This is a genomic window from Erythrobacter insulae, from assembly GCF_007004095.1.
Classification (GTDB): Bacteria; Pseudomonadota; Alphaproteobacteria; order Sphingomonadales; family Sphingomonadaceae; genus Erythrobacter; species Erythrobacter insulae.
On sequence record NZ_VHJK01000001.1, the window covers coordinates 1245930 to 1272117 of the forward strand.

Below are 26188 nucleotides of genomic sequence, written 5' to 3' on the forward strand. Positions count from 1 at the left end.
TCAATTCTCCGATGGGACGCTTGCTGCGTCCATTTCGTTGTCGTCCTTTTCGCCCATGAAGAGGCTGCGCGCAAGGATGATCACAACGCCGATGGTGATAGCCGCATCGGCAACGTTGAAAATAAGGAAGGGGCGAAAATCCCCAATATGAAAATCGGCAAAGTCGATGACATAGCCGAATGTGTAGCGATCATAGATATTCCCGATCGCCCCGCCGAGGATCATAGCGAGGCCGAGGATGTCCCCCATCAGCTTTTCGCGCAGCATCCAGATGAACACGATCAGCGCAATGGCGGCAGTCATCAAAACCAGCAACCAGCGCATTTCCATGTTCGTCGCTTGCAACATGCCCAGCGAAATGCCGCGATTCTCGGTATAGGTCAGATCGAAAAATGGCAGCAGGTCCATTTTGTCGCCGATTGTGTTGATGCCCAGCGTGACCGTGACATAGGCCTTGATTGCCTGATCTACGATTGCGATCATCGCCGCAAAAGCAAGGCCAATCAGACGGTTGCGAGTGAAAAGACCGCTCATTATGCCGCATCCATCTCCGCAACGACGCTGTCGCAGCGCCCGCACAGCGCGCCGTCTTCGGACACGTCTGGCAGCAGACGCCAGCAGCGTCCGCATTTGTTATCGGTGGATTTGGCTACGATCACGTCGTCCGTTTGGCCGCGCGTGACTGCACCTGTAATGAACATTTCGGCAAGTTGTGCATCGGTCACGCCCTCGGGCACCGCGTCGGCTGGCACGGTCACGACCGCTTCGTTGCTGGAACGGATCATCTTGTCACGGCGCAGCGGCTCAATCGCTTCGGTCACGCGTTCACGCAGGGCGCGAAGTTTGGCCCACTTTTCGCGGTCCGCAGGTACGCCGGGAACAGGCGGCCATTCGAGCAGGTGGACGCTGCCTTCCTGTTCGCCGTCTTCGGGATAGCGGGTCTGCCACACTTCTTCGGCGGTAAAGACCAGCACCGGCGCGGCATAGCGGACCAGCGCATGGAACAGCAGGTCGAGCACCGTGCGGTACGCATTGCGCACCGTGCTGTCTGGCCCGTCGCAATACAGCGTGTCTTTACGGATATCGAAGAAGAACGCGCTGAGGTCTTCGTTGCAGAAATCGACCAGCAGGCGGGTGTAGGTGTTGAAATCGTACTCTTCTGCGGCCTTGCGCAATTTGCCATCGAGCTCGCTGAGCAGCGAGAGGACATACAATTCCAGCTCGGGGATCTCGCCGCCATCGGACATGTCGCCGATAAATCCATCGAGCGCGCCCAGCAGATAGCGGAACGTGTTGCGCAACCGGCGATATTGATCGCCCACGCCTTTCAGGATTTCATCGCCGATCCGGTGATCTTCGGTGAAATCGACACTGAGCGCCCACAGCCGGATAATGTCCGCACCGGTCTGCTCCATGGTTTTCAACGGACTTACGGTGTTGCCGAGGCTTTTCGACATTTTCTTGCCAGCCTTGTCCATGGTGAAACCATGGGTCAGGACCTGATCATAGGGCGCGCGGCCCCGCGTTGCGCACGATTGCAACAGTGATGACTGGAACCAGCCGCGATGCTGATCGCTGCCTTCGAGATAGAGATTGGCGGGCCATGTGAGGTCCGGCCAGCGTCCCGATTCCAGCACGAATGCATGGGTACAGCCCGAATCGAACCACACATCAAGGATGTCGGTGACCATTTCCCATTCGTCAGGATTGTGCGCGTTGCCGAGAAATTCCGATTTGCGGGCCTCGTCCCATGCATCGACGCCTTCTGCGGTGACGGCGGCGACGACGCGCGCATTCACATCCGGGTCCTGTAGGTACGTGCCGTCCGGCTTCACAAATAAAGTGATGGGCACGCCCCATGCGCGCTGGCGGGACAGCACCCAGTCAGGGCGGCCTTCGACCATGGAACCGATGCGGTTGCGCCCCTTTTCAGGGATGAACTCGACTCGTTCGATTTCGGACATGGCGCGGCTGCGCAAGGTGCCGCCATCTGCCAAACCCTTGTCCATCGGCACAAACCATTGCGGCGTGCAGCGATAGATCACCTTGGCTTTGGAGCGCCATGAATGCGGGTAGGAATGCGCGTAATCGGCGGAGGCCGAAAGCAGCGCGCCCGCTTCGCGCAAGTCGGAGCAGATCGGCCCGTCCGGCGCGTTGAAGGGTTTGTTGATGACAGCGCGGCGGCGATCATCCGAGCCGCCAAGCCACAGCCAATCGTCGCGATACGTGCCGTCATCCTGTACTGCGAAGACAGGATTGATACCGTGCGCCTTGCAAAGCTCGAAATCGTCCTCGCCGTGGTCGGGCGACATATGGACAAGGCCGGTGCCGCTATCGGTGGTGACAAAGTCGCCGGGAAGCAGCGGGCGCGGGGCCGCATAGAACCCGCCGAGATGGTGCATGGGGTGGCGGACCTTGGTTCCGGCTAGGTCGGAGCCTTTGTAGATTGTAACATTCTCTGCGCTACTCTCCGGTGCTCCAGTGCCATTTTCGTTAGCGCCGGTGCGCACCGAAAGCGCGTAACAGAGATCTTCGGCAACGAGGTATCGCTTGTCGCCGTAGTGAACGACAACATACTCAACATCCGGCCCATAGGCCAAAGCCTGGTTCACCGGGATCGTCCAAGGCGTCGTCGTCCAGATCACCGCATACGCGCCGATCAGTTCCTCAATCGGGCTCTCAATGATCTCGAACGCCACATCGATCTGGGGGCTGTCGGTCAGGTCTTCATATTCAACCTCGGCCTCGGCCAGCGCGGTCTTTTCGACCGGTGACCACATCACCGGCTTGGACCCGCGATACAGGTTGCCCGCCTCGGCAAATTTCATCAGCTCGGCGACAATCGTTGCCTCAGCCTGAAAATCCATGGTGAGATAGGGATTGTCCCAATCGCCCATGATGCCCAGCCGCTTCAGCTGCTCGCGCTGGGTATCGACCCAGTGCTGCGCATAGGCGCGGCATTCGGCGCGGAATTCCTTTGCGGGAACTTCGTCCTTGTTCAGCTTTTTCTTGCGGTATTTCTCCTCAACCTTCCATTCAATCGGAAGGCCGTGGCAATCCCAGCCCGGCACATAGGGCGCGTCTTTGCCCATCAGGTTCTGCGTGCGGCACACCATGTCTTTGAGGATATGGTTCAGCGCATGGCCGATATGCATATCGCCATTCGCATAAGGCGGTCCATCGTGCAGGATGAACTTTTCGCGCCCGGCCCGCGCCTCACGCAGTTTCGCGTATAAATCTATCTCGCGCCAGCGCGCCTCAATGCCCGGTTCCTTCTGCGGAAGGCCGGCTTTCATCGGGAACGCGGTCTTCGGCAGGAAGACCGTATCTTTAAGGTCGCGTTTTTGATCAGACATAGGACAGCGCCGTTAGGACATTCCGCGCCCGCGATAAAGCCTCATTGCGCAATGTTGTTTTGGGGCCCTATCGCTTTCGACGGTTTTCAAGCGCCGCTTGGCTCGCGTCGATCTCTTCCTGAGTGCGGTTATCGTATCGCTGGATGAGCGCGGGGAGCGTTGTGAAAGCGTCATCGGTCCAGACATATCCGTTGAAAGAGCTGGGTATTTCGGTGAGCTGTTCGGGCAGGGTGATGCCGGACACCTCGCCATCGCGCGCACTGCCTGACCCTTCGATGATGATTGTGCCGTCATATGCCTCCATCCGCGCGATCAAGCGGTTGGGCCAGCCCCATAACAGGGCCTGATCATCGAGAGCGATCAGCATGGTTCGGCCCTGACAGCTGGCTGGCAGCAATCCGGTCCAACCCGATAGCGTGTAATCCGCATTGCACCGCCGCGCTTCTTCGGCGGTGAATGCCCATGCATCGGGATAGATTTCACGGATTCGGGCGACGGCGGCGGATGCGCCGTAAAAGGCATCGCCCCTTGATTGCGGATCGCGGCCGATTGCCTGGAAAGCCCGGGCCACGGCCTCTGCAAGCGCCGGATCATCCGCGCCCAGATGCAGCATCAATCGCGCCTGACGCGGGATCGCGGTCGCAATTTCGCCGAGCGTCGGGACACGTAAGCCTTTGCCGCGAAACGGATATTGCTCTTCGTTTTCACCCTCAACCCGGTAACCATATCCGGCATCGAGCGATGTGATTTGTTCAAGCGTGGCATCGCGCACCGCGCCGGTCCCGTCCGTGGCGCAATCCAGATTGAACTCGGTCAAAAGCACGACTTCGCCATCGGCAGTCAGCTGCGCGTCCACCTCGACCAGCCATGCGCCCATCCGATCCGCGCGCAGCACGCTGTCACGCGTGTTTGCGATATGGCGGTGATACGGGGCTTCGATGCGGTCTGCTGAGCAGCCTTCTTCCCAAGCCTCGCCTATTTGGGGCGCCATCGCACGGTTGGCGATTTGCTTGGGTGCGCCAGCGGGATAGGGCGCAAGCCAGCTTGCATTGGTGACAGACAGGATCAGGACAGCAACGGCAAACGCCATTCCGGCCCACAGGGCGTATTTTTTCATGAAAGCAGCCGCTTGGCCTCTGTGCAGTCGCGCTCCATTTGTTCCATCAGCGCGTCGAGGCTGTCGAACTTGGCCTCTCCGCGCAAAAAGTGGTGGAATGCGACTTCGATTTCCTGACCATACAGATCACCGGAGAAATCGAAGAAATACGGCTCCAGCAATTCCTTGGGCGGCTCAAATTGCGGCCGGATGCCGATATTGGCCGCGCCTTTAAGCAGCTGGCCCGTGCTGAGAACTTTGCCGGTCACCGCATAGACCCCGTATTTCGGGCGCAAATAGGTGTCTATGGCGAGATTGGCGGTCGGATAGCCCAATTTGCGGCCGTTCTTGTCGCCATGTTCAACAATTCCGCGAATGGCGAAGGGGCGGGTCAGCAAATTGGCTGCAAGCTGGGGATTGCCCTCGCGCAATGCTTCGCGCACCCGGCTGGAGGAGACGATGTCGCCCTGACCTGTAATGGCGTCGACCACGCGGCTTTTCAAACCATGCTCGCCGCCGAAGGTGCGCAGCAGATCGACATTGCCCTTTGCGCCTTGGCCAAAGGTGAAATCGCCGCCAGTGACCACGCCATACGCGCCAAAACGTTTGATCAGAATCTCGGTAATGAAATCCTCTGCGCTGGTGGCCGCCAAATCCCTGTCAAAATGAAACACCAGCATCGCAGTTGCGCCGGCAGCCAGATACAGCTCTTGGCGCTGTTCAAGCGTGGTCAGACGGAATGGCGGAACACCGGGTTTGAAAAAGCGGACCGGATGCGGATCAAAAGTGGCAATGATAGAGGGCCTGCCTTCGGCCTGAGCCCACGCAATCGCTTCGCCAGCCACCGCCTGATGGCCGCTGTGAAACCCATCAAAATTGCCCAGAGCAATCACAGCGCCGCGCAGCGCCTTGGTGATGTCCTCGCGATGATCGAGCCAGCGCATTAGCGCACGTCCTTTGCCGTGTCGTCATCGTGACGGTGATAGGTGACGAACGAATAGGCTGGGCGGGCGTCCCGCGCTTCATGATCTTCGCGCGCGGTGATTTTCCATTCACTGCCGAGCGGTTTCATAAAGGTATCGCCGCGAAAATCGGCATGGATTTCGGTTACCTCGATCCGGTCGGCCAGCGGTCGGAACACATCATAGATTGCCGCGCCGCCGACGATTGCGATCTCTCCGCCGGCATTATCGCGGCGAGCCAATGCAAGCGCTTCTTCGATTGATCCTACCACCTCTGCGCCTTCGCTATCCCAGCGTTCCTTGCGGGTCAGTACGATGTGCCGGCGTCCGGGCAGCAGGCCGGGAAGGCTTTCAAATGTCTTGCGCCCCATCACCATCGGTTTGCCCATGGTCAGCGCCTTAAAGCGTTTAAGGTCCGCCGGCAGGTGCCATGGCAGTTTGCCTTCAAAACCGATCGCGCCATTGGCGGCGCGGGCATAGATCAGGACAATTTCGGAGCTCACGGGGCAGAGTGGCTCACTCGTGTGACATGGCCCATCTTGCGGCCACCACGCGCTTCGCGTTTGCCGTACAGATGCAGATGAGGTTCACCCTCTTCAGCCAGAATCCGATGCGCGGTAAGGGCATCTTCGCCCACAATATTGCGCATATCGACGCTGGCAAAGCGGGTTGCCGTGCCGCCTAAAGGCAAGCCTGCAATGGCGCGGATATGGTTTTCAAACTGGCTCGTGGCGGCAGCTTCAATGGTCCAATGCCCCGAATTGTGGACGCGCGGCGCCATTTCGTTGAACACCGGACCGTTCGAGGTTGCAAAGAATTCCAGCGTCAACACACCGACATAATCAAGCGCATTGGCGGTTTTTGCAGCGATCTCGCGGGCTTTTTCGATCTGCGATTCAATCAGCGCACCGGCAGGCAAAATCGAATGGACGAGCATGCCGCTGTCATGCGTGTTGGCCGAGCTGTCCCAGAACCGCACTTCGCCTGCTACGCTGCGCACCAGAATAACAGAAAATTCCGCCTCAAACGAAACCATGCCTTCGTAAATGCACGCGCGACCGGGGAAACGAACGCCCTCTGCCTCATGCGCCGAAGAAATCCGCCACTGGCCTTTGCCATCATACCCATCGCGCGCTGTTTTCAGAATGCCCGGCGCACCGATCCGCTCAACCGCGCGGCGCAGATCATCATCGTTTTCAACCCTGAGATACGGCGCGCAGACCGCGCCCAGCTGTTCGACGAAACTTTTTTCATTGAGCCGGTCCTGCGCAACACCCAAAGCCTTGGGGTGGGGGGCAAGCATCGCTAGGGGGATGGCTTCGACAGCTGATAGCGGGACGTTTTCAAACTCCCACGTTACGACATCGCATTTCGAAGCGAATGCCGCCATCGCATCACGCTCTCCCCAGCCATTTTCAAAGAAATCATCGCAGGCCGACGCTGCGACATTATCGCCTGCAGGGGCATATCCGATGACGCGGTACCCCAGCTGGATCGCGGCTACGGCCATCATGCGGCCCAATTGGCCTCCGCCAAGGATGCCGATGGTTGAGCCGGGGGGGAGAGGTGCTGTAGCCATCAGTCTACCGGTGTTTCTGCAACATCGGCGCTGCGCGCTGCGCGCCAATCCTGCAGCCTTTCAGACAGATCTTCATCCGCCAGAGCCAGAATTGCGGCCGCCATCAAACCGGCATTTTTCGCGCCTGCCTCGCCAATGGCCAGCGTCCCGACCGGGATGCCGCCGGGCATTTGCGCAATTGAAAGCAGGCTATCCCATCCCGAAAGCGCTTTCGATTGGACCGGCACGCCGAGCACGGGCAGATGAGTCATCGCAGCGATCATGCCGGGCAAATGGGCCGCGCCGCCAGCGCCCGCGATAATAACATCGAACCCTTCGCCCTCGGCACCTTTGGCAAATGCGCTCATCCGGTCGGGTGTGCGGTGGGCAGAAATGATTCGTGCTTCGTGCTCAACCTCAAGCTCGGCCAGAACTTCGCAGGCTAGCTTCATGGTCGGCCAGTCAGACTGGCTGCCCATTACAACCGCTACTTTTGCGCCCCCGTCTTTCGGCATCCCGCTATCCTCAGCTGTCTTTCAGATAATACCGTTCACCCGGTACCATGTTGTCATCAAAATCATAAATGATCGGTTGACCCGTGGGGATCTCCAATCCGGTGATATCGTCGTCCGAAATGTTCGAAAGATGCTTCACTAGCGCACGAAGTGAATTGCCGTGCGCGGAAATGATTACGGTTTCGCCGCTTGCCAGAACCGGAAGAATATCGCTTTCCCAATAGGGCAAAACGCGCTCGATCGTCAGTTTGAGGCTTTCTGTATAGGGAACATCAATCCCGTCATAACGGGCATCTGCGCCTGGGTCATACTCGCTGCCTGGCTCCATCGGCGGCGGCGGCACGTCAAAGCTGCGGCGCCAGATATGCACCTGCTCATCGCCGTGCTTTTCACGCGTTTCCTGTTTGTTGAGCCCCGTCAGCGCGCCATAATGGCGTTCGTTCAGCCGCCAATCCTTGGTCACCGGCAGCCACAGCCGCCCGGCTTCCTCAAGCGCCAGATTAAGGGTTTTGATCGCACGGGTTTGAACGGAGGTGAAACAAGCGGTCGGCAGCACGCCTTTGTCTTTAATCAGCGCGCCCGCTGCCTTGGCCTCGGCCACGCCTTTTTCGGTCAAATCAACATCCCACCATCCGGTGAAACGGTTTTCAAGGTTCCACTGGCTTTGGCCGTGGCGAACAAGGATCAATTTGGGCATTCTGTCTCCGCAGGGTCGGTGTCCAACAAAATTCCTCGCGTCGTTAGCCCTCGGCGTGGTCGTTGGAAACCCCGTTATCACGCGATTCGCTATCGATGGCGCGTCCCTGCGCTTTGCGGCGGCGCAGATTTTCTCGCAATTTGGCAGCGAGGCGCTCTTCCCGCGACAGATTCTTTCCCGGAGTGTCAGTCATGCGAAATCCAATGCCGCGAATGGCATTTAGGTTCAAGCATCGCTTGACATTATAAGCCTACGCAACGATAGGCGCGCGTCTTGAACAGGCGCCGCGGTAGCTCAGTGGTAGAGCGCGTCATTGGTAATGACGAGGCCGAGAGTTCAATTCTCTCTCGTGGCACCATTCCTTCAGCTTTGTACAAAAAGCACCCTTTCAAGGGGGCCAAAGGCGTGCTGCCCGCGCGGGTATCGTCGCGGTGACGCTTCCTCGTATCCGATCAAGCCCGCGGGCGAAGCGTGCTGTTGTGGCAATCGCGCCCTTGAATTTGGTCGCATTTGGGCGAGAGAGCAGCGCTGACAAGATCGGCGCGTGGCATCGGCGGGCCGGGCCGGTGCAAGACGAGCGCCGAAAGGCCAAGCCAGACGGTGAACATCAGCAAATAGGGCCAGCGCCGCGGCCACAGCCGCGCCACGAGCAGCGTCGCCGCTGCAGTTCCGGCAAGGGCGAACAAGGCAGAGCTAGCCGCGCGGGTGCCGGTACCGGTAAGCGCCGTCTGGATCGCCACGCTGGCCCATTGTGCTGGTAACAAGGCCAGCAGCCAATCGGGCCATATACCCGGATCGGCCCATGCTGTTGCCACGACTGCGGCCTCCCCCGCGATAACAAATACCGCGATCCACCAGCCCTTGTCGGATGCGCTACGGGCAAACTGAGCGCCCCGCGCAGCAAAGCTGATGGCTGCGATGACAAAGGCCAGCCCCGTTGAAAGCGGGTGCAGAAGGGCCGGCATACCCAGCGCCTGCGCGAACGCGATGAGCCCAGCTCCGCTCAAAAGGGCAAGGAACACTCCGATCCACAGCCGTCCCGCCGCCGCTGCTGTGATCATTCCAACGCCCATCAGGCCTATCGCCAGTATCGGGCCGCTCGCCAATGCGAGCGGCGCGGGACCAGGAGCGGGAGCGGGAGCATCCATTAGCATGAGCATCGCCAGCGCGGGCGCGAGGAGCCCAACGAGCGCCGCCGTGATCCAGGCCAGAAACGGTGAAGCCAAAGGCCGGGTGTGCGATAGAGATTTCATAAAGCAGACACTGGTTGACCAGCCCCGTCTTGTCGAGCGCGTTGCATCCATGGCGCACCGCATGGGGCGGACACGAAACCTACAAACTTTGCCCGTCATCCAGAACGAAATCCGCCCCGGTTACAAACTCCGCCGCGCCTGAGCACAAAAACAACAAAGGCCCATCCAGCCCCTGTTCGCCCATCAGACGCTGTTTCGGAAAACGCTTGATCTGTTTCTTGCCCTGATCGGTTTCGAACCATTGATCATTGATCGCGGTACGAATGTAGCCGGGTGAGATCGTATTTACACAAATCCCTGCCCGGGACCATTCCTTGGCCATGCTGCGCGCCGCCTGAACAACGCCTGCTTTGCTAGCCGAATAGGCGACCAGACCGGGCGAAGGTTCAAACGCTGTGATAGAAGCGATCATTACGATCCGGCCATCGGGCACGCCTGCCGCGATCATCCGCTTTGCGCCCTCGCGCGCTGTCAGGATCGCGCCTTTAAGATTGATCGCCAATGTGCGCTCGATCTCGTCTTCGCTGGTTTCGGTGGCCATTCCTGCGCCATCAACACCGGCATTGGCGATGACGGTGTTGATGGTTCCAAAGGCCGCCTCCGCAGCATCGAACCCTGCGATAATATCTGCCTCGCGCCCAACATCCATGGCGATGGCCGCAGCTTGCGGGCCGATTTCGCCTGCCAGCGCTTCCAGCCGGTCCTTGCGTCTCGCTCCTAAAGCGACATTGGCGCCGTTGGCGGCCAGAATACGGCCAAACCGCGATCCAAGGCCTGATGAGGCGCCGGTGATAAGGGCGCTGCGCCCGGCAAGGTCTACTGAAAGTGTCATGAGGCACCGCCTAACGGAAAAATGCGCGCCGCGTCGATAGTTTTTACCTCTCACGCCGCGGCGATAAATACGCTACGCCTCTGCCTGTTTCCCACATTCAAGCGATAGGCGACCATGGATTTTCAATTGACCGAAGAACAGCGCGAGCTGCGCGAAACTGCCCGGAAATTTGCCCGTGCAGAGCTGCCGGCGCTGGCGCGGGACATGGAAGAGAAAGATTACCCCGTTCCGCACGATATGCTGCGCACCTTTGGCGAGATGGGTTTCCTGGGCGTCAATTTGCCAGAGGAATATGGCGGACTGGGCCTTGGTCATATCGAGGCATTGTTGGTGCTTGAGGAATTCGCGCAAATCTCCAACGCAGTGGCGTTTCCGGTGTTTGAGGCATTGACCGGTCCGGTGCGCACGATCGAGCGGTTTGGTTCTGATGCGATGAAAGCCAAGGTCTTGCCAGAAGTGATCAAAGGCGAGAAAATCGTGGCAGTTTCCATGTCGGAACCGGATGCAGGCACTGCGCTCACCGATCTCAAGACGAAGGCCGTGACCGACGGCAATGGCTATATCGTCAATGGTTACAAACGCTGGACCAGCGGCGGCGGACATTCTGATTATTACGTCACCTATTGCCGGTTTACGCAGGATCAAGGCGCCAAAGGCATTGGCGCGATCCTGTTGGAAAAAGACATGGCAGGCATGCAGTTCGGCAAGCGCGAAGAATTGATGGGCTTTCGCGGCATCCCGACCGCCGATTTCGCGATTGAGGATGTGAAGGTGCCGGGCGAAAATGTGATTATCGGCGCTGGCGGCTTTGGCAAATTAATGAGCGCATTCGGGCTGGAGCGGTGCGGCAATGCAACGCAAAGTCTGGGCGTGGCCGCGGCCGCGCTCGAGCAGGCGCTGGCTTACACTCAAGAACGCGAAGCCTTTGGCAAACCGATTGTCGATTTTCAGGCTGTGCAATTGAAGCTCGCTGAGATGGCGATGAAAGTGGAAGCGGCGCGGCTTCTAATTCACCGTGCAGCGATGAATTCGGCCAGCAATGACGATGGCCTGCCCAGCGTTTATGAAAGTTCGGTCGCGAAATGTTATGCAAATGAAATCGTCCGCGAAGTCACCGCCCTCGGCATGCAGGTTATGGGCGGATATGGCTATCACAAGGATTACGGCATGGAGCAGCGCCTGCGCGATGCTTATGCGTGGGGCATTGCTGGCGGTGCGATCGATGTGCAGAAAACCAACATCGCCAGCGCTATGATCGGGCGGCGATTTAATCAGCGCAGCTAGGTTTGATCTTGCGATCCCTCGCTGTGTTGTTCATCTAGAACACTATGGAAACACCAGCTGCGCATGATCCTTTCGCTCCACCTGCCGCTTCACCTGCCGCCCGCCTTGGTGCAGAAGTGGATGACGAAACCGAACTGACCCGCCTGCATCCCAATTTCAAAAAGGTGCTGCGGATCAAGGCTACGCTTGCAACGATTCCGTTTCTCATCGCCGCTCTGTTTATCGAGGGCGCGCTGATTGATAACGGCAATTCATTTTTGCCCGTCGGGGTGGTGATCGGCGCGGTGCTTATCCTTGCGATCGTGTTTGTGCTCCGGCTGCCATCGCGGCGGTATATCGCGCGCGGTTACCAGATTTCGAATGATCGCCTGAGGGTTGTGCGCGGTATTCTGTGGCGCTCTGATACGGTCGTGCCGTTCGGGCGGGTGCAGCATATTGATGTGGATCAGGGCCCGCTTGAACGGTTCTTTGATATCGCCACGCTGACAGTTCACACAGCAGGCAATCACAATTCTTCGGTAAACCTGCCGGGGCTGGGGCATGAACTGGCGACCGAGATGCGCGAAGAAATCCGCGCGCACATCAAACAGGAAAGCATGTGATCGAGCCCGTGGACCAGCCTGCGCACAAGCCTTTGGATGAGCCCGCGAGCGGACCCGCTGACGGGCCTGATCGGCCACCGGAGCCGCAACGCACCGCGCCGCTAAGCGTGTTGGTCGGCGCGCTGGGCAGCCTGCAAAACGCGATATTTCCGGCAGCTGCCGCGATTTTCGGGATCGGGATCAGCGCAAAAGGCCTGATGATCGGCATCGGCATCGGCCTGCTTATCGCGGTGGCGGGCAGCGTGTTTACCTATGTCAGCTGGCGGCGCCTTACTTACACGATCGGAACCGCTGATATCCGCGTTGAAAGCGGCGTGTTGAGCCGCGCGGCACGCTCTGTCCCGTTTGAACGTATCCAGGATGTCAGTCTTGAGCAGAAATTGATCCCGCGTGTTTTGGGGTTGGTTGCGGTAAAGTTTGAAACCGGTGCGGGCGGCGGCGAAGATCTCAGTCTGACGTACTTGACCGAAGATGCAGGCGAAGAACTGCGCCAAGTGGTGCGCGAGCGCCGCGATGCTCATGAGGGCGCAGCAGCAATCGAAAGCGGCGATGGCCATGCTGCGGCCGCAGCACCGGAGCCCGCTGCCGAAGTGATCTTCGCCATGGATCCGCCGCGCCTTTTCAGATTTGGCCTGTTCGAATTTTCGCTGGCTGTATTCGCGGTGCTGGCAGGCCTGCTGCAATATGCCGAAACCTTTGCCGATCTCGATCTGTTCAACGCAGAATTATGGGAGATGGTTTTGGAAGAGCAGGGCAGCACGATTGCTGCCCTTGGTCCGTATATGCAGCTTGCAGGCGCAATTGCCGGATTGATTGCTGTCTTTGTGATCGGCTCGGTCACGGGCATGATCCGTGTTTTTACCCGCGACTGGGGATTTTTGCTGGAGCGCACGGCGCGCGGTTTCCGGCGTCGCCGCGGCCTGTTTACAAAGACGGATGTCGTCATGCCGATCCACCGTGTTCAGGCGCTGAAAATTGGTACACGTTTGATCCGGTATCGGTTCGGCTGGCACAAATTGGAATTTGTCAGTCTGGCTCAGGATGCTGGATCTTCCAGTCACGTCGTCGCACCGTTTGCGCAGATGCACGAGATTGAACCGGTGGTCGAGATTGCCGGTTTCCATCTGCCCAAACCCGATGCCGACTGGCACCGGGCAAGCGAAACCTATCGCACAGTCCATATGGTGATGGATGCGCTGCCCTTTTTGCTGGCTGCGATCATTGCCGGAATTGTGCTTGCCATCGCCAGTCCGGAATGGATCATGGTGGCGGTTCCTATCCTGCTTCTCCTCGCGGCGATTTCTGCCGGGGCGGCGCTGTATTCATGGCAATTCAAACGCCACACGCTTGATGAACAACAGATCATTGCGCGCTCTGGCATAATGTCCCCGGACACGCAGATTGCGACCCGTAAGAAATTGCACTCGGTCGAAGTGGCACAGGGGCCGATTGCCCGGTTGTGCGGGTATGCGACGCTGCATCTGGGTCTTGCAGGCGGAGTGTTTTCGATCCCCGGTGTGCCGATAGAGCGCGCTTTGGAAGTCCGCCGCAAAGTGCTGGACACGATCGCGGCAACCGATTTTTCCGAGCTGGAAACCGCTTAGGCGCGCAAATCCGCCCAATCGGGGTTCTGATCGAATTTTTTGGCAACATACCAGCATTGCGGGACGATCCTGAAACCGTCCTCGCGCGCTTCCTGCACCAACCGGCGCACCAGTTGCGCCGCAATCCCGCGCCCGCCGATTTCGGGCGGGACAATAGTATGGGTTGCGATCCGGATGTCATCGCCGCGCGGCTCCCAATCAAGGTGACCGGTATGCGTCTCACCAGCGATTTCCGCGATATAGCGTCCGCCGGCACCGCGCGGCTGGTGCGTAATTGTGCTTTCGTGCGTTGCGGTCAAAGTATCAGCTCCTGCTTGCCAGATTTCCATGGACCATTAGAGGCGCTTAGTCATGACCAAGTTTCTTTCCGACAACGCCGCAGCTGTTCATCCCAAAGTATGGGAGGCGATGCGCGCCGCCGATGAAGCCGATAATCCGTATGATGGCGATGCGCTGTCGGCGCAGCTGGATGAACGTTTTACCGATCTGCTGGGGCGTGAGTGCGCGGGCCTTTGGGTGGCGACCGGAACGGCGGCGAATTGTCTCGCATTGGCCACACTATGCCAGCCTCATGGCGCAGTGGTTTGTCACGAAGAGGCGCATATCGAGGTCGACGAAGGCGGTGCGCCGGGCTTTTATCTGCACGGTGCGAAATTGATGCTTTGCCCGGACGGGCACGGCGCACAGGGGGCAAAGCTGACGCCGGAAGGGATTGCGGCCTTTATCGATCCCATTCGCGATGATGTGCATCAGGTTCAACCCCATGCAATCGCGATCACGCAAGCGACCGAATACGGACGCAGTTACACTCCGGATGAACTCGCGGCCTTGTCCGCCTTTGCCAGAGAACGCGGGCTTGGTTTGCATATGGACGGTGCCCGTTTTGCCAATTCGGCGGCGTTTCTGGGCGGTTCGGCCAAGGATGCCTCGCGCGGTGTCGATAGTCTGGCTTTTGGTTTCATCAAGAATGGCGCGATGAACGCAGAAGCGGTCGTTTTGTTTGATCCGGCTCAGGCCGACATGGTCAAATATCGCCGCAAACGCGCCGGACATTTGCAATGCAAGGGGCGGTATCTTGCCGCGCAAATCCTTGCCATGCTTGATGGTGATTTATGGCTGGCCAATGCGCGCCACGCCAATGCCGCCGCGCAAGACATCGCCAGCGGCTGCGCGCAGCGTTTGATGCACCGCGTCGAGGCTAATGAGCTGTTCGTCACCCTCTCACCAGCCGAGCGCGAGGCATTGCGCGCGCAAGGTTTTGAATTTTACGATTGGGGCGCGGATGCTGCCCGTTTCGTCACCGCATGGAACACCCGCGCCGAAGATGCGAGCGCTCTGAGTAAGGCGATCGCTGCGCTATGAGCATTCACGCATGAGCGCTGCTCAGACGCCTATGTTGAGCTGGCGGGTGATCCTGCCGTTTATCCTCACGGGTACGATCTGGGGATCGACGTGGTTTGTCATCACGGGACAGATCGACGGCGTGCCCGCTGCGTGGTCGGTGTTTTACCGCTTTGCGCTGGCGACACCGGCGCTGTTCCTGGTGGCCTATCTGATGAAGCGGCGATTGATCCTGACGCGGCCCGAACACAAGCTCGCCGCGCTGGTCGGCATTTTTCAGTTCAGCGGCAATTTCCTGTTTGTCTATCACGCAGAATTGTATGTGACGTCTGGAATCGTTGCGATGATGTTTGGCCTGTTGATGGTGCCCAACGCGGTGTTCGCGCGAATATTTCTGGGCGAGAAAGTTCAAGGCGGATTTCTGTTCGGCAGCGCAATCGCGATTGTCGGCGTATCGTTTCTGTTGGTGCATGAATGGCGGGCCAATCCCGATGCCGGCGTGGTCGGCGGAAATGTCGCATTGGGTATCGGGCTTGCGATGCTGGGTATTCTGGCGGCCTCTGTCGCTAATGTCATTCAGGCCAATCCGACAGGCCGCGCTGTTCCCATGGTCAGCTTGCTGGCTTGGGCGATGCTCTACGGTACGGTCTTCGACCTCGGTTTTGCTTTTATCACGGCGGGACCTCCGCCCGTGCCGACCAGCACAAACTATTGGGCGGGCATTGTCTATCTCGCGCTGATCGGATCGGTCGTTACATTTCCGCTGCATTACAATCTGGTGCGCGAGATTGGCGCTGGGCGCACGGCATACAATTCGATCCTGACGATTTCGGTGGCGATGGCGATTTCGACCCTGTTCGAGGATTACCGCTGGACCGGGCTGACGATCGGCGGGATGGTGCTGGCGGTGATCGGGATGGTGTTCGCGCTCAAGGCGAAACAGAAAAAGCCCGTCCAGTAGCGCCGCCGCTCCCCCCGGCAGCAACATGGGCGAAAGCGCGCGCCCGTTCCCAAACCGAACCTAAACCAAACCTAAACCAAACCTAAACAAAAGCAGACAGCCCTTCGACATAGGTTGGATATTTCGGCCTCCAATCGAGCACGCGTTTCGCTTTGCCATTCGCAACGCGGCGGTTCTCTGAATAGAAACCCAGTGCCATTTCGGACAGGTTTGCCTCCTCCAGCGTCTGCATCGGCGGCGGTTCGATGCCGAGCAATCCGCAGGCATATTCGGTGACCGCATTCCCGCTCGCCGGAAGATCATCGCCCAGATTATAGGCTCCGGCTGGCGCATCGCTGGTCAGCGCGGCGGCTACACCGCTGGTGATATCATCGACATGGACCCGGCTAAAAACCTGGCCGGGCAAATCGATGCGCCGCGCTTTGCCATCGCGCACCCGGTCAAGCGCGCTGCGGCCCGGCCCGTAGATCCCCGGCAATCTGAAAACGCGTGCGCCCAATTTCATCCAAAGCGCATCGGCATCGGTCCGCGCATTGCGCCGTCCCGTACCCGTGGGTGAGCTTTCATCGACCCAGGCGCCCTGTTGATCGCCGTAAACCCCTGTTGACGAAAGGTAGCCATACCACGCCTCACCAAAGGAATTGCCGTACGTATCGAGCACCGGATCAAGGCCGCTCTTTCGATCAGGCGGGACCGAGGACAGCACATGGGTCGCTTTATCAAGCGCAGCCTTTACCGCGCCGGAATCTGAAAAATCCACATCACCGTCGCTGCCTGTGGCCTGAACATTCCAGCCAAGCGCTTCCATCGCAGAAGCGATTGTTTTCGCCGTGTAGCCGAGGCCAAAAATGAACAAATTCGCCATGTCTTTACCCATGCTTCTGGACTGGAGAGCAAATCAACCTAAATCATCACCCTATGGATATAGCAACAACCCCGACAAACCCCGATGGCAACCGCGAACTCGCCGATGCAGCGCCGACTCCTCATGAACCGCCGGTAATTCGGCGCGAGGATTACACCCCGTTCGGGTGGTTGGTCCCGCAAACAGGGATGCGATTTGAACTGGGCGTTGAAAATACTCGCGTTACAGCGACGCTCAAAGTCGAACGGAACCCCGAAGCCAAGGCGACGCAGGAGCTGCGCCTGAACGGAGACGGTCTGAAACCCGATGCGGTTTCGGTTGACGGCGGCGCGAGCGACGATTGGACCATGGACGGATCCGATCTGGTGCTGACATTGCCGGGCACCTCGCACGAGATCACGATTGCGACCACGCTCAACCCCAGCGCCAACACCACTTTGATGGGCCTTTATGCGTCAAACGGAATGCTGTGCACCCAATGCGAGGCCGAAGGCTTCCGCCGGATCACATTTTTCCCCGACCGCCCCGATGTGCTTTCCACCTACACCGTGCGGATGGAAGGGCCGAAGGACCAATTCCCGATCCTGCTGTGCAACGGCAACAACACTGCATCCGGGGATGGCGATGATGGCATTCATTGGGCAGAATGGCATGATCCATGGCCCAAGCCGTCCTATCTGTTTGCGCTGGTCGCAGGCGATCTGGTCGCCAATTCGGACACCTTCACAACGATGATTGGCCGCGTAGTTGATCTGAATGTCTGGGTCCGTGCAGAAGATTTGCCGCGCACTGATCACGCCGTCGAGTCGCTCAAGAAATCGATGAAGTGGGACGAGGAGACGTTCGGGCGCGAATATGACCTCGACCTCTACAACATCGTTGCTGTCAGCGATTTCAACATGGGCGCGATGGAGAACAAGGGGTTGAATGTCTTCAACACCAAATATGTTCTGGCCGATAAAGACACCGCGACCGATGCCGATTTTGACGGTGTCGAAGGCGTGATTGCGCATGAATATTTTCACAACTGGTCGGGTAATCGGATCACCTGCCGCGATTGGTTTCAGCTGAGCCTGAAAGAAGGCTTTACCGTTCTGCGCGATCAATTGTTCAGTCAGGACATGCAGGGCGAAGCGGTCAAACGGATCGAAGATGTGCGCATTTTGCGTGCGGCCCAGTTCCCCGAGGATGCCGGCCCGCTGGCGCATCCGATCCGGCCCGACAGTTTCCGCGAAATCTCGAATTTCTACACTGCAACGGTTTATAACAAAGGTGCCGAAGTGATCCGCATGATGCGGAGCATGGCAGGGCCTGAGCGTTTTCGCGCCGGTACAGATCTGTATTTCGATCGCCACGATGGCGAGGCGGCGACATGCGAAGATTTCATCCGTGCGATTGAAGATGGTGCCGGTTTGGAATTGTCACAATTTCGCCGCTGGTATCGCCAGGCGGGTACGCCGCGTGTCGCAGTGAGTCAGGAATTGAAGGATGGCGGTGTTGTTCTCACGTTGAAACAAACGGTCCCTCCCACGCCCGGTCAGGATGTAAAAGCGGCAATGCCAATTCCGCTGCGGGTCGCGGTTCATTGCCGCGAAACGGGCGCCATCGGCGAAGAACAGTTGATCGTGCTGAAACTGGACGAGGAGACATTCAATCTCCCGCTCGCCGGCCCTGTGCCGGTGGTGTCGATCAACCGAGGCTTTACCGCTCCGGTTATTATTGATCGCGACCTCGACCGCGATGATCTTGTCTTTCTGGCGGCGTCGGATGACGATTCGTTCGCGCGTTACGAGGCCATGCAGGAACTGGCGCTGAAACATTTGGTCGCGGCGGCGAGCGGCGATCTTGATGAAGCGGGCAGAGCTGCGGGCAAAACCGCGATCTGTGATGCGATGCGGGCTATCATCAGCGACGCCGATCTCGATGACAGTATGCGCGCAGAATTGATGACGCTGCCCAGCGAAACGTACCTGTTCGAAGCGATGGCGACGGGCACACGCAAAGCCGATCCGGGCGCGATCCATAATGAGCGCGAGCAGCTCAAGACGGCTATCGGCGTCACCCTTAAACGAGAACTGGAAGGGCTGTATGCGCGCACGGCAGACACCGGATATGACGATCCGGCGGGCCGCGGTGCGCGTAAAGTAAAGACCATTATCGCAGGGTTGTTCGCTGCAAGTGACCCGGAACGCGCGGCAATTATGGCGGCCCGTCAATTCGACGCGGCCGACAATATGACCGACCGTCAGGGCGCTTTGATGGTACTGTGCGGTCTCGCAACGCCGGAGCGTGATGCGCGCCTCAAAGCGTTCTATGATCGCTATCAGGACAACGATCTGGTGATCGACAAATGGTTCACGCTGCAGGCATTGTCGCTGCATCCAGACGTTATCCGTCAGGTGAGGGAGCTCGCGCAGCATCCCGATTTCACCATGAAAAACCCGAACCGTGTGCGCTCACTCTACATGGCGTTTGCCGGCAACCCGCAGGGTTTTCATGCAGCCGATGGGTCTGGCTATCGCATGATCGCCGACGTCATCCTCGCGCTTGATCCGATCAATCCGCAAACTGCGGCGCGGTTTGTGCCTTCGCTTGGTCGGTGGAGACGGATCGAATCTGTCCGGGCTGGCCTGATGAAGGCCGAGCTGGAACGGATCAGCAAGGCCGAAGGTCTTTCGCGTGACACTTTCGAGCAGGTCACCCGCTCGCTCGATGGTTGATGTACCGACATTCGTGATCGACCGGGCTAAGGCGCTGGGCGGTATTCCGCACGGCTTTTTCGGCAGTTCGGACGGCGCGTTTCAATTCGGCTATGGCGGTCCCGGCAAATACGCCGCAGTTCACATGGCGCGCGCCGATGCTGCCAATGCGGTGCAGGCGGGCGGGCGGATCGTCGCCCCGCATCAGGTCCACTCCGCAGACGTAATTACGGTCAAAGAGCCTTGGGAGGATACCGCAGAGGGGCGGCCGGTTGCCGATGCACTAGTCACCGCCGCACCTGGTTTGGTCCTGGCGATCGTGACGGCGGATTGCGCACCGGTTTTGCTCGCCGATCCTGAGGCAAGCGTGGTCGGTGCGGCCCATGCCGGGTGGCGCGGCGCGCAGGGCGGAATCCTGGAAAATACTATCAAAGCGATGGAACAGATCGGGGCAAACCGTTCGCGTATCTGCGCGGCCATCGGTCCGACGATTGCGGGGCCGAGTTACGAAGTAGACGAAGCATTCCGCGCCCATTTCAGCACTGATGACGCCGCGCATTTCAGCCCGGCCCCGGCGCGCGAAGGCAAGGCGCGCTGGCATTTCGACCTGACGGCCTATTGCGCTGCCAAGCTGACCGGAGCCGAGGTCAGCATCATCGAAGATGTCGCGCGTGACACCTATGCCGAGGCTGCGCGCTATTATTCATACCGGCGCGCATCGCAAACGGGCCAGCCGAATTATGGTAGGCAAATCAGTATGATTGGGTTTGAATAGCGATTTTCGACGCTCTGATTGCAGCAAAACGAACAGGGTGTGCTGAAAACACAGTTGGATTTCCAATTTTTTGTGGCTATTGGCCCGTCAAGCCGGAACCTTTGAGCATCTGAAGCGCTTGAGGTTCAACTTTCTGGAGCTTTGATCTAATTCCTGGCTCCCGGATTGTGACACAGTTTGACATCAACTCCGCGCTGGCACGTCGCCATCCGCGGGATTACGAGCAAGGTAAGGCAAGATGGCTGACACGAGCGGAGCCGGAACTGTAGAGAACGCTGCTGAAGTAGCAGGTGAAGACGGCGTACGCCGCCGTGACTGGATTCACATCGCAGCGCTTGGCACTGCCGGAGTTGGCGGTGCTTCTGTATTGCTGCCACTGGTAAGCCAGATGGCGCCAACTGCCGATGTTCTGGCCGCGAGTACAACCGATGTTGATATTTCACGGGTTGAGGCAGGCCAGACGATCAAGGCCACGTTCCGCGATCAGCCGCTTTTTATCAAGCGTCTGACGTCTGAAGAAATCGCTGCAGCGAATGAAGTCGATGCAAGCTCACTTCGCGATCCCCAGACCCTCGCTGACCGTACCCAAGTGGGATATGAAGATGTCCTCGTCACCATGGGCGTTTGTACCCACCTCGGCTGTGTGCCGCTGGGCGCAGCGGAAGGCGAAAATAAAGGCGAATTTGGCGGCTATTACTGCCCGTGCCACGGTTCGCATTATGATACCGCTGGCCGCATTCGCAAAGGTCCGGCGCCAACCAATCTTGCCGTTCCTGAATATGCTTTCAATGGCGACGTCATCCGCGTCGGCTAATGCTGCGTATCTAATTCGAACACACTGATTTCACGCTGATAACCGAGAGACCATTATGAGTTTTGCCTGGGCCAAGCAGTACGAACCGCAAAGCGGATTTACAAAGTGGATTGATGAGAAGCTGCCTGTGCCGCGTCTTGTCTATAACGCTATCGGCGCTGGCTATCCGGTGCCGCGTAATCTCAACTATATGTGGAATTTCGGCGTTCTCGCCGGGTTCTGTCTCATGTTGCAGATCGTCACCGGCGTCATATTGGCGATGCACTATGCATCGAACACCGAAGTCGCCTTTGGTCAGGTTGAGCACATCATGCGCAACGTGAACTGGGGTTGGATGATGCGCTATGCGCACGCCAACGGAGCCAGCTTCTTCTTTATCGTCATCTATCTGCACATTTTCCGCGGCCTGTATTATTCATCCTACAAGGCCCCGCGCGAGATGATCTGGTTGCTCGGCGTGGTCATCTTCCTGTTGATGATGGCGACCGCATTCATGGGCTACGTTCTGCCATGGGGCCAGATGAGCTTCTGGGGCGCGAAGGTTATTACCGGCTTGTTCGGTGCCATCCCGCTGGTTGGCGAGCCGCTTCAGGTATGGCTGGTTGGCGGATATGCGCCGAACGATTCGACGCTTAACCGGTTCTTCTCGCTGCACTTCCTGCTGCCGTTCGTGATTGCCGGTGTGGTTATCCTCCACATCTGGGCGCTGCACATTCCGGGTTCCTCGAACCCGACCGGCGTTGAAGTGAAGAAAGAGAGCGATACCGTCCCGTTCCACCCGTATTACACGGCGAAAGACGGGTTCGGACTCGGCGTTTTCCTGATCTTCTTCACGTTCATGGTGTTCTTCCTGCCGAACGCTCTGGGTCACCCGGACAACTATATCGAGGCGAACCCGCTTTCGACCCCAGCGCACATCGTTCCTGAATGGTACTTCCTGCCTTTCTATGCGATCCTGCGTGCCTTCACCGGCGATCTGACTATTCCGTTCACCGGCATCGTCTTGATCCAGGCAAAGCTGTTGGGTGTGATCGCAATGTTCGGTTCGATCCTGGTTTGGTTCTTCCTGCCATGGCTCGACAAGAGCCCGGTACGCTCGGGGCATTATCGTCCGATGTTCAAAAAGTTCTTCTGGTTCGGTCTGATCCCGACAATGATCGTCCTCACGATCTGTGGCGGCGCGCCGGCTGAAGAGCCTTACGTGATGCTGAGCCAGATTTTCACGGCCTATTACTTCCTTCACTTCCTGGTGATCCTGCCGATCATCAGCCAGATCGAAGTACCAAAGCCGCTGCCGTACTCCATCACCGAAGCCGTAATCGGTTCCGATGAGGTGCCCGGTGGTACAGATGGCGGTGGGGACAACCCGCAAGCCGCAGTGCAACCACTGCCCGCCTGATAAACTCGGTCACGCCCATTTTACTGACCCGATAACGAGAAAGAGTTAGGTCATGACAATCCGTTTAGCAGGCATTCTGGCAGGAATCGGCATTACCGCCGTTCTCGTCCTCTGGTCGCTGGTGCCCGGCGTCATCAATCTGGTGACGGGGCCTCCTGCGGAGAAGCCGGCCTATTACGTCTTCAAAGAAGACCCCGTAGCCCCGGAAGGCGGTTTCTCCTTTGCCGGCGCCGCTGGCAAATGGGATTATGCTCAGCTTCAGCGCGGCTATGCCGTGTACAAGCAGGTTTGTTCCGCGTGTCACGGCCTGAAATATGTCGCGTTCCGTAACCTTGCAGAGCTTGGCTACAGCGAAGATCAAGTCCGCGCCGAAGCGGCAACATGGAACGTACCGGGCATCGATCCGGCCACGGGCGAACAAATTATGCGTCCCGCAGAGCCAACGGATTATTTCCCGAACCCGTATCCGAATAATGTTGCTGCCGCAGCCGCAAACAACAATGCGATCCCGCCTGATCTTTCACTCATCACGAAAGCGCGCGCAGACGGATCGAACTATGTGTACTCGCTGCTTAATGGCTATGTTGATCCGGATCCGGAAAAGCTCGCTGCGGCACAGGAAAATGGATTTGAGACCCCGATGGGCCTCTATTTCAACCCTTGGTTTTCCAACGTAAACCTCGCCATGCCTCCGCAGCTTTACGAAGGCAGCATCACATATGATGATGGCACCGAGGCAACCGTGCCGCAGATGTCAGCTGACATTGCTGCGTTCCTTACGTGGACCGCAGAACCAAGCCTGATCAAACGGAAACAGACCGGTTGGTTCGTGATTGCATTCCTGTTGTTTGCAACCGGCCTCGCCTATCTTTCTTACAAGCAGGTATGGGCAGGTAAAAAGCCGAAGAAGAAATAACGGCTTCCCGCCAAGCCAATGGATTAAACGCCCCGGCTTCCCTTGCGGATGTCGGGGCGTTTTGCTTTGAAGGCGCGATCATAAGGGGTTTTGAATGACTGCACCGCTGCTCACGCCTGCCGAATTGAAAGCGCTTGTTCGAACAATCCCGGACTTTCCCGCCGAGGGCATACAATTCCGCGACATCACAACTTTGATCCGCCACCCGCGGGGCATGGCGGATAGCGTCCGGCATCTTGCCGCGATGGCAAAGTCATGCGGCGCGCAAAAGATTGCGGGCATGGAAGCGCGCGGCTTTATCTTTGGCGCGGCGGTCGCGGTCGAATTGGGGATCGGTTTTGTGCCTGTTCGCAAGCCGGGCAAATTGCCCGTTGAAACCATAGGCATTGATTACGCGCTCGAATACGGGACCGACCGATTGGAGGTTGATCCCAGCGCAATTGGTGACGGTGAAAACATTGTCATCGTGGATGATTTGATCGCCACCGGCGGAACCGCGCTGGCGGCGGCACAATTGCTGAGGACCGCCGGAGCCAAGGTCGCCCACGCCTTGTTTGTGATCGATTTACCCGATTTGGGCGGCGCTGATAAACTGCGCGGAGCCGATGTTGAGGTCGAAACCTTGATGGAATTTGAAGGCGACTAGCACGCGGGTCTGTATAAATAGCGGGTGCAATTCGGAACGGAGACCGGCTCTGTCCATTATAAGGGCGGGGCCAACGGGAAATTACATGGAATCGCAAGCACTTGTCATTGCCACAATCGGCGTCCTCGGTGTCGGGGCGCAATGGATCGCATGGCGCACCGGCTGGCCAGCGATTGTGCTTATGCTTGCCGCTGGTTTTTTGGCCGGACCCGTTGCTGGCGAACTCGGCTTTCGCTTGCTCGATCCAGAGGCAGCCTTTGGTGACTTGCTGGATCCGGCCATCGGTATCGGTGTTGCACTGATCCTGTTCGAAGGCGGGCTTAGCCTCGATCTGCGCGAATTGCGCCATTCGGGAAGCGCGGTCTGGCGCTTGGCCACGATCGGCGTTGTTGTCGGATGGGCGCTCGGCGCGTTGGCGGCCAGTCAAATCGCCGGTCTCGCCTGGCCCGTTGCCGTCCTGTTTGGCGGCATCTTGATCGTGACCGGACCGACGGTTGTGATCCCGCTTTTGCGCCAGGCCAATGTCCAAACGCGGCCCAATTCGATCCTTAAATGGGAAGGCATCGTCAACGATCCTACCGGCGCCCTGTGCGCTGTGATTGCTTATGAATATTTCCGCCGCGTCTCGGAAAGCCCGAATGCGTCATTGGTCGAAGTGGTCCCGCCGTTGATCATCGCAGCCATATTGGCTGGGTTGATAGGATATGCTGCGGCGCGCTTTATCGCTTATATTTTCCCGCGCGGTGCGATCCCTGAATATCTCAAAGTCCCGGTTCTGTTCATCTCTGTGATCTTTGTGTTCGTTCTGACGAACAAGATCGAGCACGAGGCGGGTCTTGTCGCGGTAACCGTAATGGGCATCACGCTGGCCAATACCGGCTTTGCCAGCATCCGCTCAATCCATCCTTTTAAAGAGAACATCGCTGTCCTGCTTGTCTCAGGCATATTCATCCTGTTGTCCGCGAGCCTGAGCTGGAGCGATCTGGTCAAGCTCGATCCGACTACCGAGGTCGGTATGCGATTTGCTCTGTTCATGCTTGCGCTGCTGTTTCTGGTGCGCCCGCTTACGGTCATTATCAGCCTGCTTGGTTCTTCGGTGCCGTGGAACGAGCGTTTGTTTGTCGCATGGATTGCCCCGCGCGGTATTGTTCTGGTCGCTATATCCGGCCTGTTCGCGCTGCGCCTTGCGGATCTGGGTTATGGCGATGCGCAGCTTCTCACCGCGCTCAGCTTTGCTGTGGTCGTCACAACCGTCGTGGCTCACGGGTTCAGCATCAATATCGTTGCCAAATGGCTCAAGGTAAAAGGCACGTCGCGTCCGGGCCTGCTCATCGTGGGCTCGACTCCGTGGACCATCTCGCTGGCAAAGGAGATGCAGGCGATCAAGACGCCGGTCATGATCGTTGATCCCAGTTGGCAAAGGCTGGGCGCTGCCCGGCGCGAAGGCTTGCCGTTTTATCACGGCGAAATCCTGAACGAGGCGACCGAGCACAACCTTGACCTGACGCCATTTCAGGTGCTCGTCGCGGCCACCGATAACGAGGCATATAATGCGTTGGTCTGCAATGAATTTGCACACGAAATAGGCCGCGACAGCGTTTATCAATTGGGCGAAAGCGCCGATGAGGATGACAAACACGCTCTGCCGGAGAGTATTCGCGGCCGAGCGTTGTTCGAAAGCGGATTTGGCGTCACCGATGTCGGCGAACGTCAGCAACAGGGTTGGGTTTTCCGCAAGACAAAGCTGTCCGAAGAGTTTGATTTCGAACAGGCGAAAGAGAAGCTTCCCGATAGCGCAAACGTCCTCCTGCTCGTCCGTCAGGGCGGCAACTTGCGCTTCTTTACCCACGCTGCCCGGCCTGAACCAAGACCGGGTGACACCGTCATCTCATTTACCCCGCCCCAGTCAAAAACGCCTGAGGAACAGGCGGCAAAACGGGCCGCTAAAGAGAGTGCAAAGGCAAAAGGCGATCCGTCTGCGCCGAGCGCGCAAACCACGTAACCCATCAAAAA

At 58.3% G+C, this 26188-nt stretch carries 25 protein-coding genes and 1 tRNA gene; 13 read left to right on the forward strand and 13 right to left on the reverse strand.

Going from position 1 to position 26188, the window contains the following annotated elements; genetic code table 11:
* From lspA to FGU71_RS14085, 9 genes are all read right to left on the reverse strand, one after another.
* Entirely contained in the window at positions 1-534 is a 534-nt protein-coding gene (gene lspA, locus FGU71_RS05960) for a signal peptidase II (RefSeq protein WP_142787712.1), read from the reverse strand.
* On the reverse strand, positions 534-3356 hold the full coding sequence (ileS, locus tag FGU71_RS05965; protein WP_142787713.1) for an isoleucine--tRNA ligase: 2823 nt from the start codon (positions 3354-3356) through the stop codon (positions 534-536). Before ileS ends, lspA begins: the two co-directional genes overlap by 1 nt.
* Positions 3357-3423: 67 nt before the next feature.
* Positions 3424-4473: a glycerophosphodiester phosphodiesterase family protein gene (locus FGU71_RS05970; protein ID WP_142787714.1), complete on the reverse strand. Its 1050-nt coding sequence runs from the start codon at positions 4471-4473 to the stop codon at positions 3424-3426.
* Positions 4470-5396 (reverse strand): bifunctional riboflavin kinase/FAD synthetase, encoded by a 927-nt coding sequence (locus tag FGU71_RS05975; protein ID WP_142787715.1) that lies wholly within the window; start codon positions 5394-5396, stop codon positions 4470-4472. Before FGU71_RS05975 ends, FGU71_RS05970 begins: the two co-directional genes overlap by 4 nt.
* Positions 5396-5917 (reverse strand): dihydrofolate reductase, encoded by a 522-nt coding sequence (locus FGU71_RS05980; protein ID WP_142787716.1) that lies wholly within the window; start codon positions 5915-5917, stop codon positions 5396-5398. Before FGU71_RS05980 ends, FGU71_RS05975 begins: the two co-directional genes overlap by 1 nt.
* Positions 5914-6993: a 5-(carboxyamino)imidazole ribonucleotide synthase gene (locus tag FGU71_RS05985; RefSeq protein WP_142787717.1), complete on the reverse strand. Its 1080-nt coding sequence runs from the start codon at positions 6991-6993 to the stop codon at positions 5914-5916. Before FGU71_RS05985 ends, FGU71_RS05980 begins: the two co-directional genes overlap by 4 nt.
* The gene (purE, locus tag FGU71_RS05990; protein ID WP_142787718.1) at positions 6993-7487 is read right to left on the reverse strand and encodes a 5-(carboxyamino)imidazole ribonucleotide mutase; all 495 of its coding nucleotides are present in this window, start codon (positions 7485-7487) and stop codon (positions 6993-6995) included. Before purE ends, FGU71_RS05985 begins: the two co-directional genes overlap by 1 nt.
* A gap of 10 nt (positions 7488-7497) precedes the next feature.
* The gene (gpmA, locus tag FGU71_RS05995; RefSeq protein WP_142787719.1) at positions 7498-8184 is read right to left on the reverse strand and encodes a 2,3-diphosphoglycerate-dependent phosphoglycerate mutase; all 687 of its coding nucleotides are present in this window, start codon (positions 8182-8184) and stop codon (positions 7498-7500) included.
* A 43-nt stretch (positions 8185-8227) separates the two neighbouring features.
* Positions 8228-8377: a hypothetical protein gene (locus FGU71_RS14085; protein WP_185960209.1), complete on the reverse strand. Its 150-nt coding sequence runs from the start codon at positions 8375-8377 to the stop codon at positions 8228-8230.
* Between the two features lie 90 nt (positions 8378-8467).
* Here FGU71_RS14085 and FGU71_RS06000 point away from each other — a divergent pair.
* A tRNA-Thr gene (locus FGU71_RS06000) sits at positions 8468-8542 on the forward strand.
* 94 nt (positions 8543-8636) lie between these two features.
* Here the strand turns inward: FGU71_RS06000 and FGU71_RS06005 are convergent.
* The gene (locus FGU71_RS06005; protein WP_234035664.1) at positions 8637-9437 is read right to left on the reverse strand and encodes a hypothetical protein; all 801 of its coding nucleotides are present in this window, start codon (positions 9435-9437) and stop codon (positions 8637-8639) included.
* A 79-nt stretch (positions 9438-9516) separates the two neighbouring features.
* Positions 9517-10269, reverse strand: a complete 753-nt coding sequence (locus FGU71_RS06010; protein WP_142787720.1) for an SDR family NAD(P)-dependent oxidoreductase — start codon at positions 10267-10269, stop codon at positions 9517-9519.
* A 114-nt stretch (positions 10270-10383) separates the two neighbouring features.
* Between FGU71_RS06010 and FGU71_RS06015 the strand changes: the two genes are divergently transcribed.
* The 3 genes from FGU71_RS06015 to FGU71_RS06025 are packed head-to-tail and all read left to right on the forward strand — an operon-like array spanning position 10384 to position 13759.
* A complete protein-coding gene (locus FGU71_RS06015; protein WP_142787721.1) occupies positions 10384-11553 on the forward strand; it encodes an acyl-CoA dehydrogenase family protein in 1170 nt (389 codons plus the stop codon).
* 44 nt (positions 11554-11597) lie between these two features.
* Positions 11598-12155 carry a PH domain-containing protein gene (locus tag FGU71_RS06020; RefSeq protein WP_142787722.1) on the forward strand — a complete coding sequence of 186 codons (558 nt, stop codon included), beginning with the start codon at positions 11598-11600 and terminating at the stop codon, positions 12153-12155.
* A complete protein-coding gene (locus tag FGU71_RS06025) occupies positions 12152-13759 on the forward strand; it encodes a PH domain-containing protein (protein ID WP_234035665.1) in 1608 nt (535 codons plus the stop codon). Before FGU71_RS06020 ends, FGU71_RS06025 begins: the two co-directional genes overlap by 4 nt.
* On the opposite strand, the gene FGU71_RS06030 is transcribed toward FGU71_RS06025, so the two are convergent.
* On the reverse strand, positions 13756-14058 hold the full coding sequence (locus FGU71_RS06030) for a GNAT family N-acetyltransferase (protein ID WP_234035666.1): 303 nt from the start codon (positions 14056-14058) through the stop codon (positions 13756-13758). The two genes, FGU71_RS06025 and FGU71_RS06030, sit on opposite strands and share 4 nt — an antisense overlap.
* A 52-nt stretch (positions 14059-14110) precedes the next feature.
* Here FGU71_RS06030 and FGU71_RS06035 point away from each other — a divergent pair, with 52 nt between their 5' ends.
* A complete protein-coding gene (locus FGU71_RS06035; protein WP_142787724.1) occupies positions 14111-15121 on the forward strand; it encodes a threonine aldolase family protein in 1011 nt (336 codons plus the stop codon).
* 10 nt (positions 15122-15131) lie between these two features.
* Positions 15132-16061, forward strand: coding sequence for a DMT family transporter (locus tag FGU71_RS06040; protein ID WP_142787725.1), 930 nt, complete (start codon positions 15132-15134; stop codon positions 16059-16061).
* An 82-nt stretch (positions 16062-16143) separates the two neighbouring features.
* On the opposite strand, the gene FGU71_RS06045 is transcribed toward FGU71_RS06040, so the two are convergent.
* Positions 16144-16926, reverse strand: a complete 783-nt coding sequence (locus tag FGU71_RS06045; RefSeq protein WP_142789007.1) for a Rossmann-fold NAD(P)-binding domain-containing protein — start codon at positions 16924-16926, stop codon at positions 16144-16146.
* Between the two features lie 53 nt (positions 16927-16979).
* On the opposite strand from FGU71_RS06045, the gene pepN reads away from it, so the two are divergent.
* From pepN to FGU71_RS06080, 7 genes are all read left to right on the forward strand, one after another.
* A complete protein-coding gene (pepN, locus tag FGU71_RS06050; protein WP_142787726.1) occupies positions 16980-19646 on the forward strand; it encodes an aminopeptidase N in 2667 nt (888 codons plus the stop codon).
* Entirely contained in the window at positions 19639-20400 is a 762-nt protein-coding gene (gene pgeF / locus FGU71_RS06055; protein ID WP_142787727.1) for a peptidoglycan editing factor PgeF, read from the forward strand. Before pepN ends, pgeF begins: the two co-directional genes overlap by 8 nt.
* A 238-nt stretch (positions 20401-20638) precedes the next feature.
* Positions 20639-21214: a ubiquinol-cytochrome c reductase iron-sulfur subunit gene (gene petA / locus FGU71_RS06060; protein WP_142787728.1), complete on the forward strand. Its 576-nt coding sequence runs from the start codon at positions 20639-20641 to the stop codon at positions 21212-21214.
* A gap of 55 nt (positions 21215-21269) precedes the next feature.
* Positions 21270-22613: a cytochrome b gene (locus FGU71_RS06065; protein WP_142787729.1), complete on the forward strand. Its 1344-nt coding sequence runs from the start codon at positions 21270-21272 to the stop codon at positions 22611-22613.
* Between the two features lie 52 nt (positions 22614-22665).
* Complete coding sequence (locus FGU71_RS06070; RefSeq protein ID WP_142787730.1) at positions 22666-23529, forward strand: cytochrome c1; 864 nt, start codon at positions 22666-22668, stop codon at positions 23527-23529.
* A gap of 94 nt (positions 23530-23623) precedes the next feature.
* Positions 23624-24175 (forward strand): adenine phosphoribosyltransferase, encoded by a 552-nt coding sequence (locus FGU71_RS06075; RefSeq protein ID WP_142787731.1) that lies wholly within the window; start codon positions 23624-23626, stop codon positions 24173-24175.
* 85 nt (positions 24176-24260) lie between these two features.
* Positions 24261-26177, forward strand: a complete 1917-nt coding sequence (locus FGU71_RS06080) for a cation:proton antiporter (protein WP_142787732.1) — start codon at positions 24261-24263, stop codon at positions 26175-26177.
* Positions 26178-26188 lie beyond the last annotated feature (11 nt).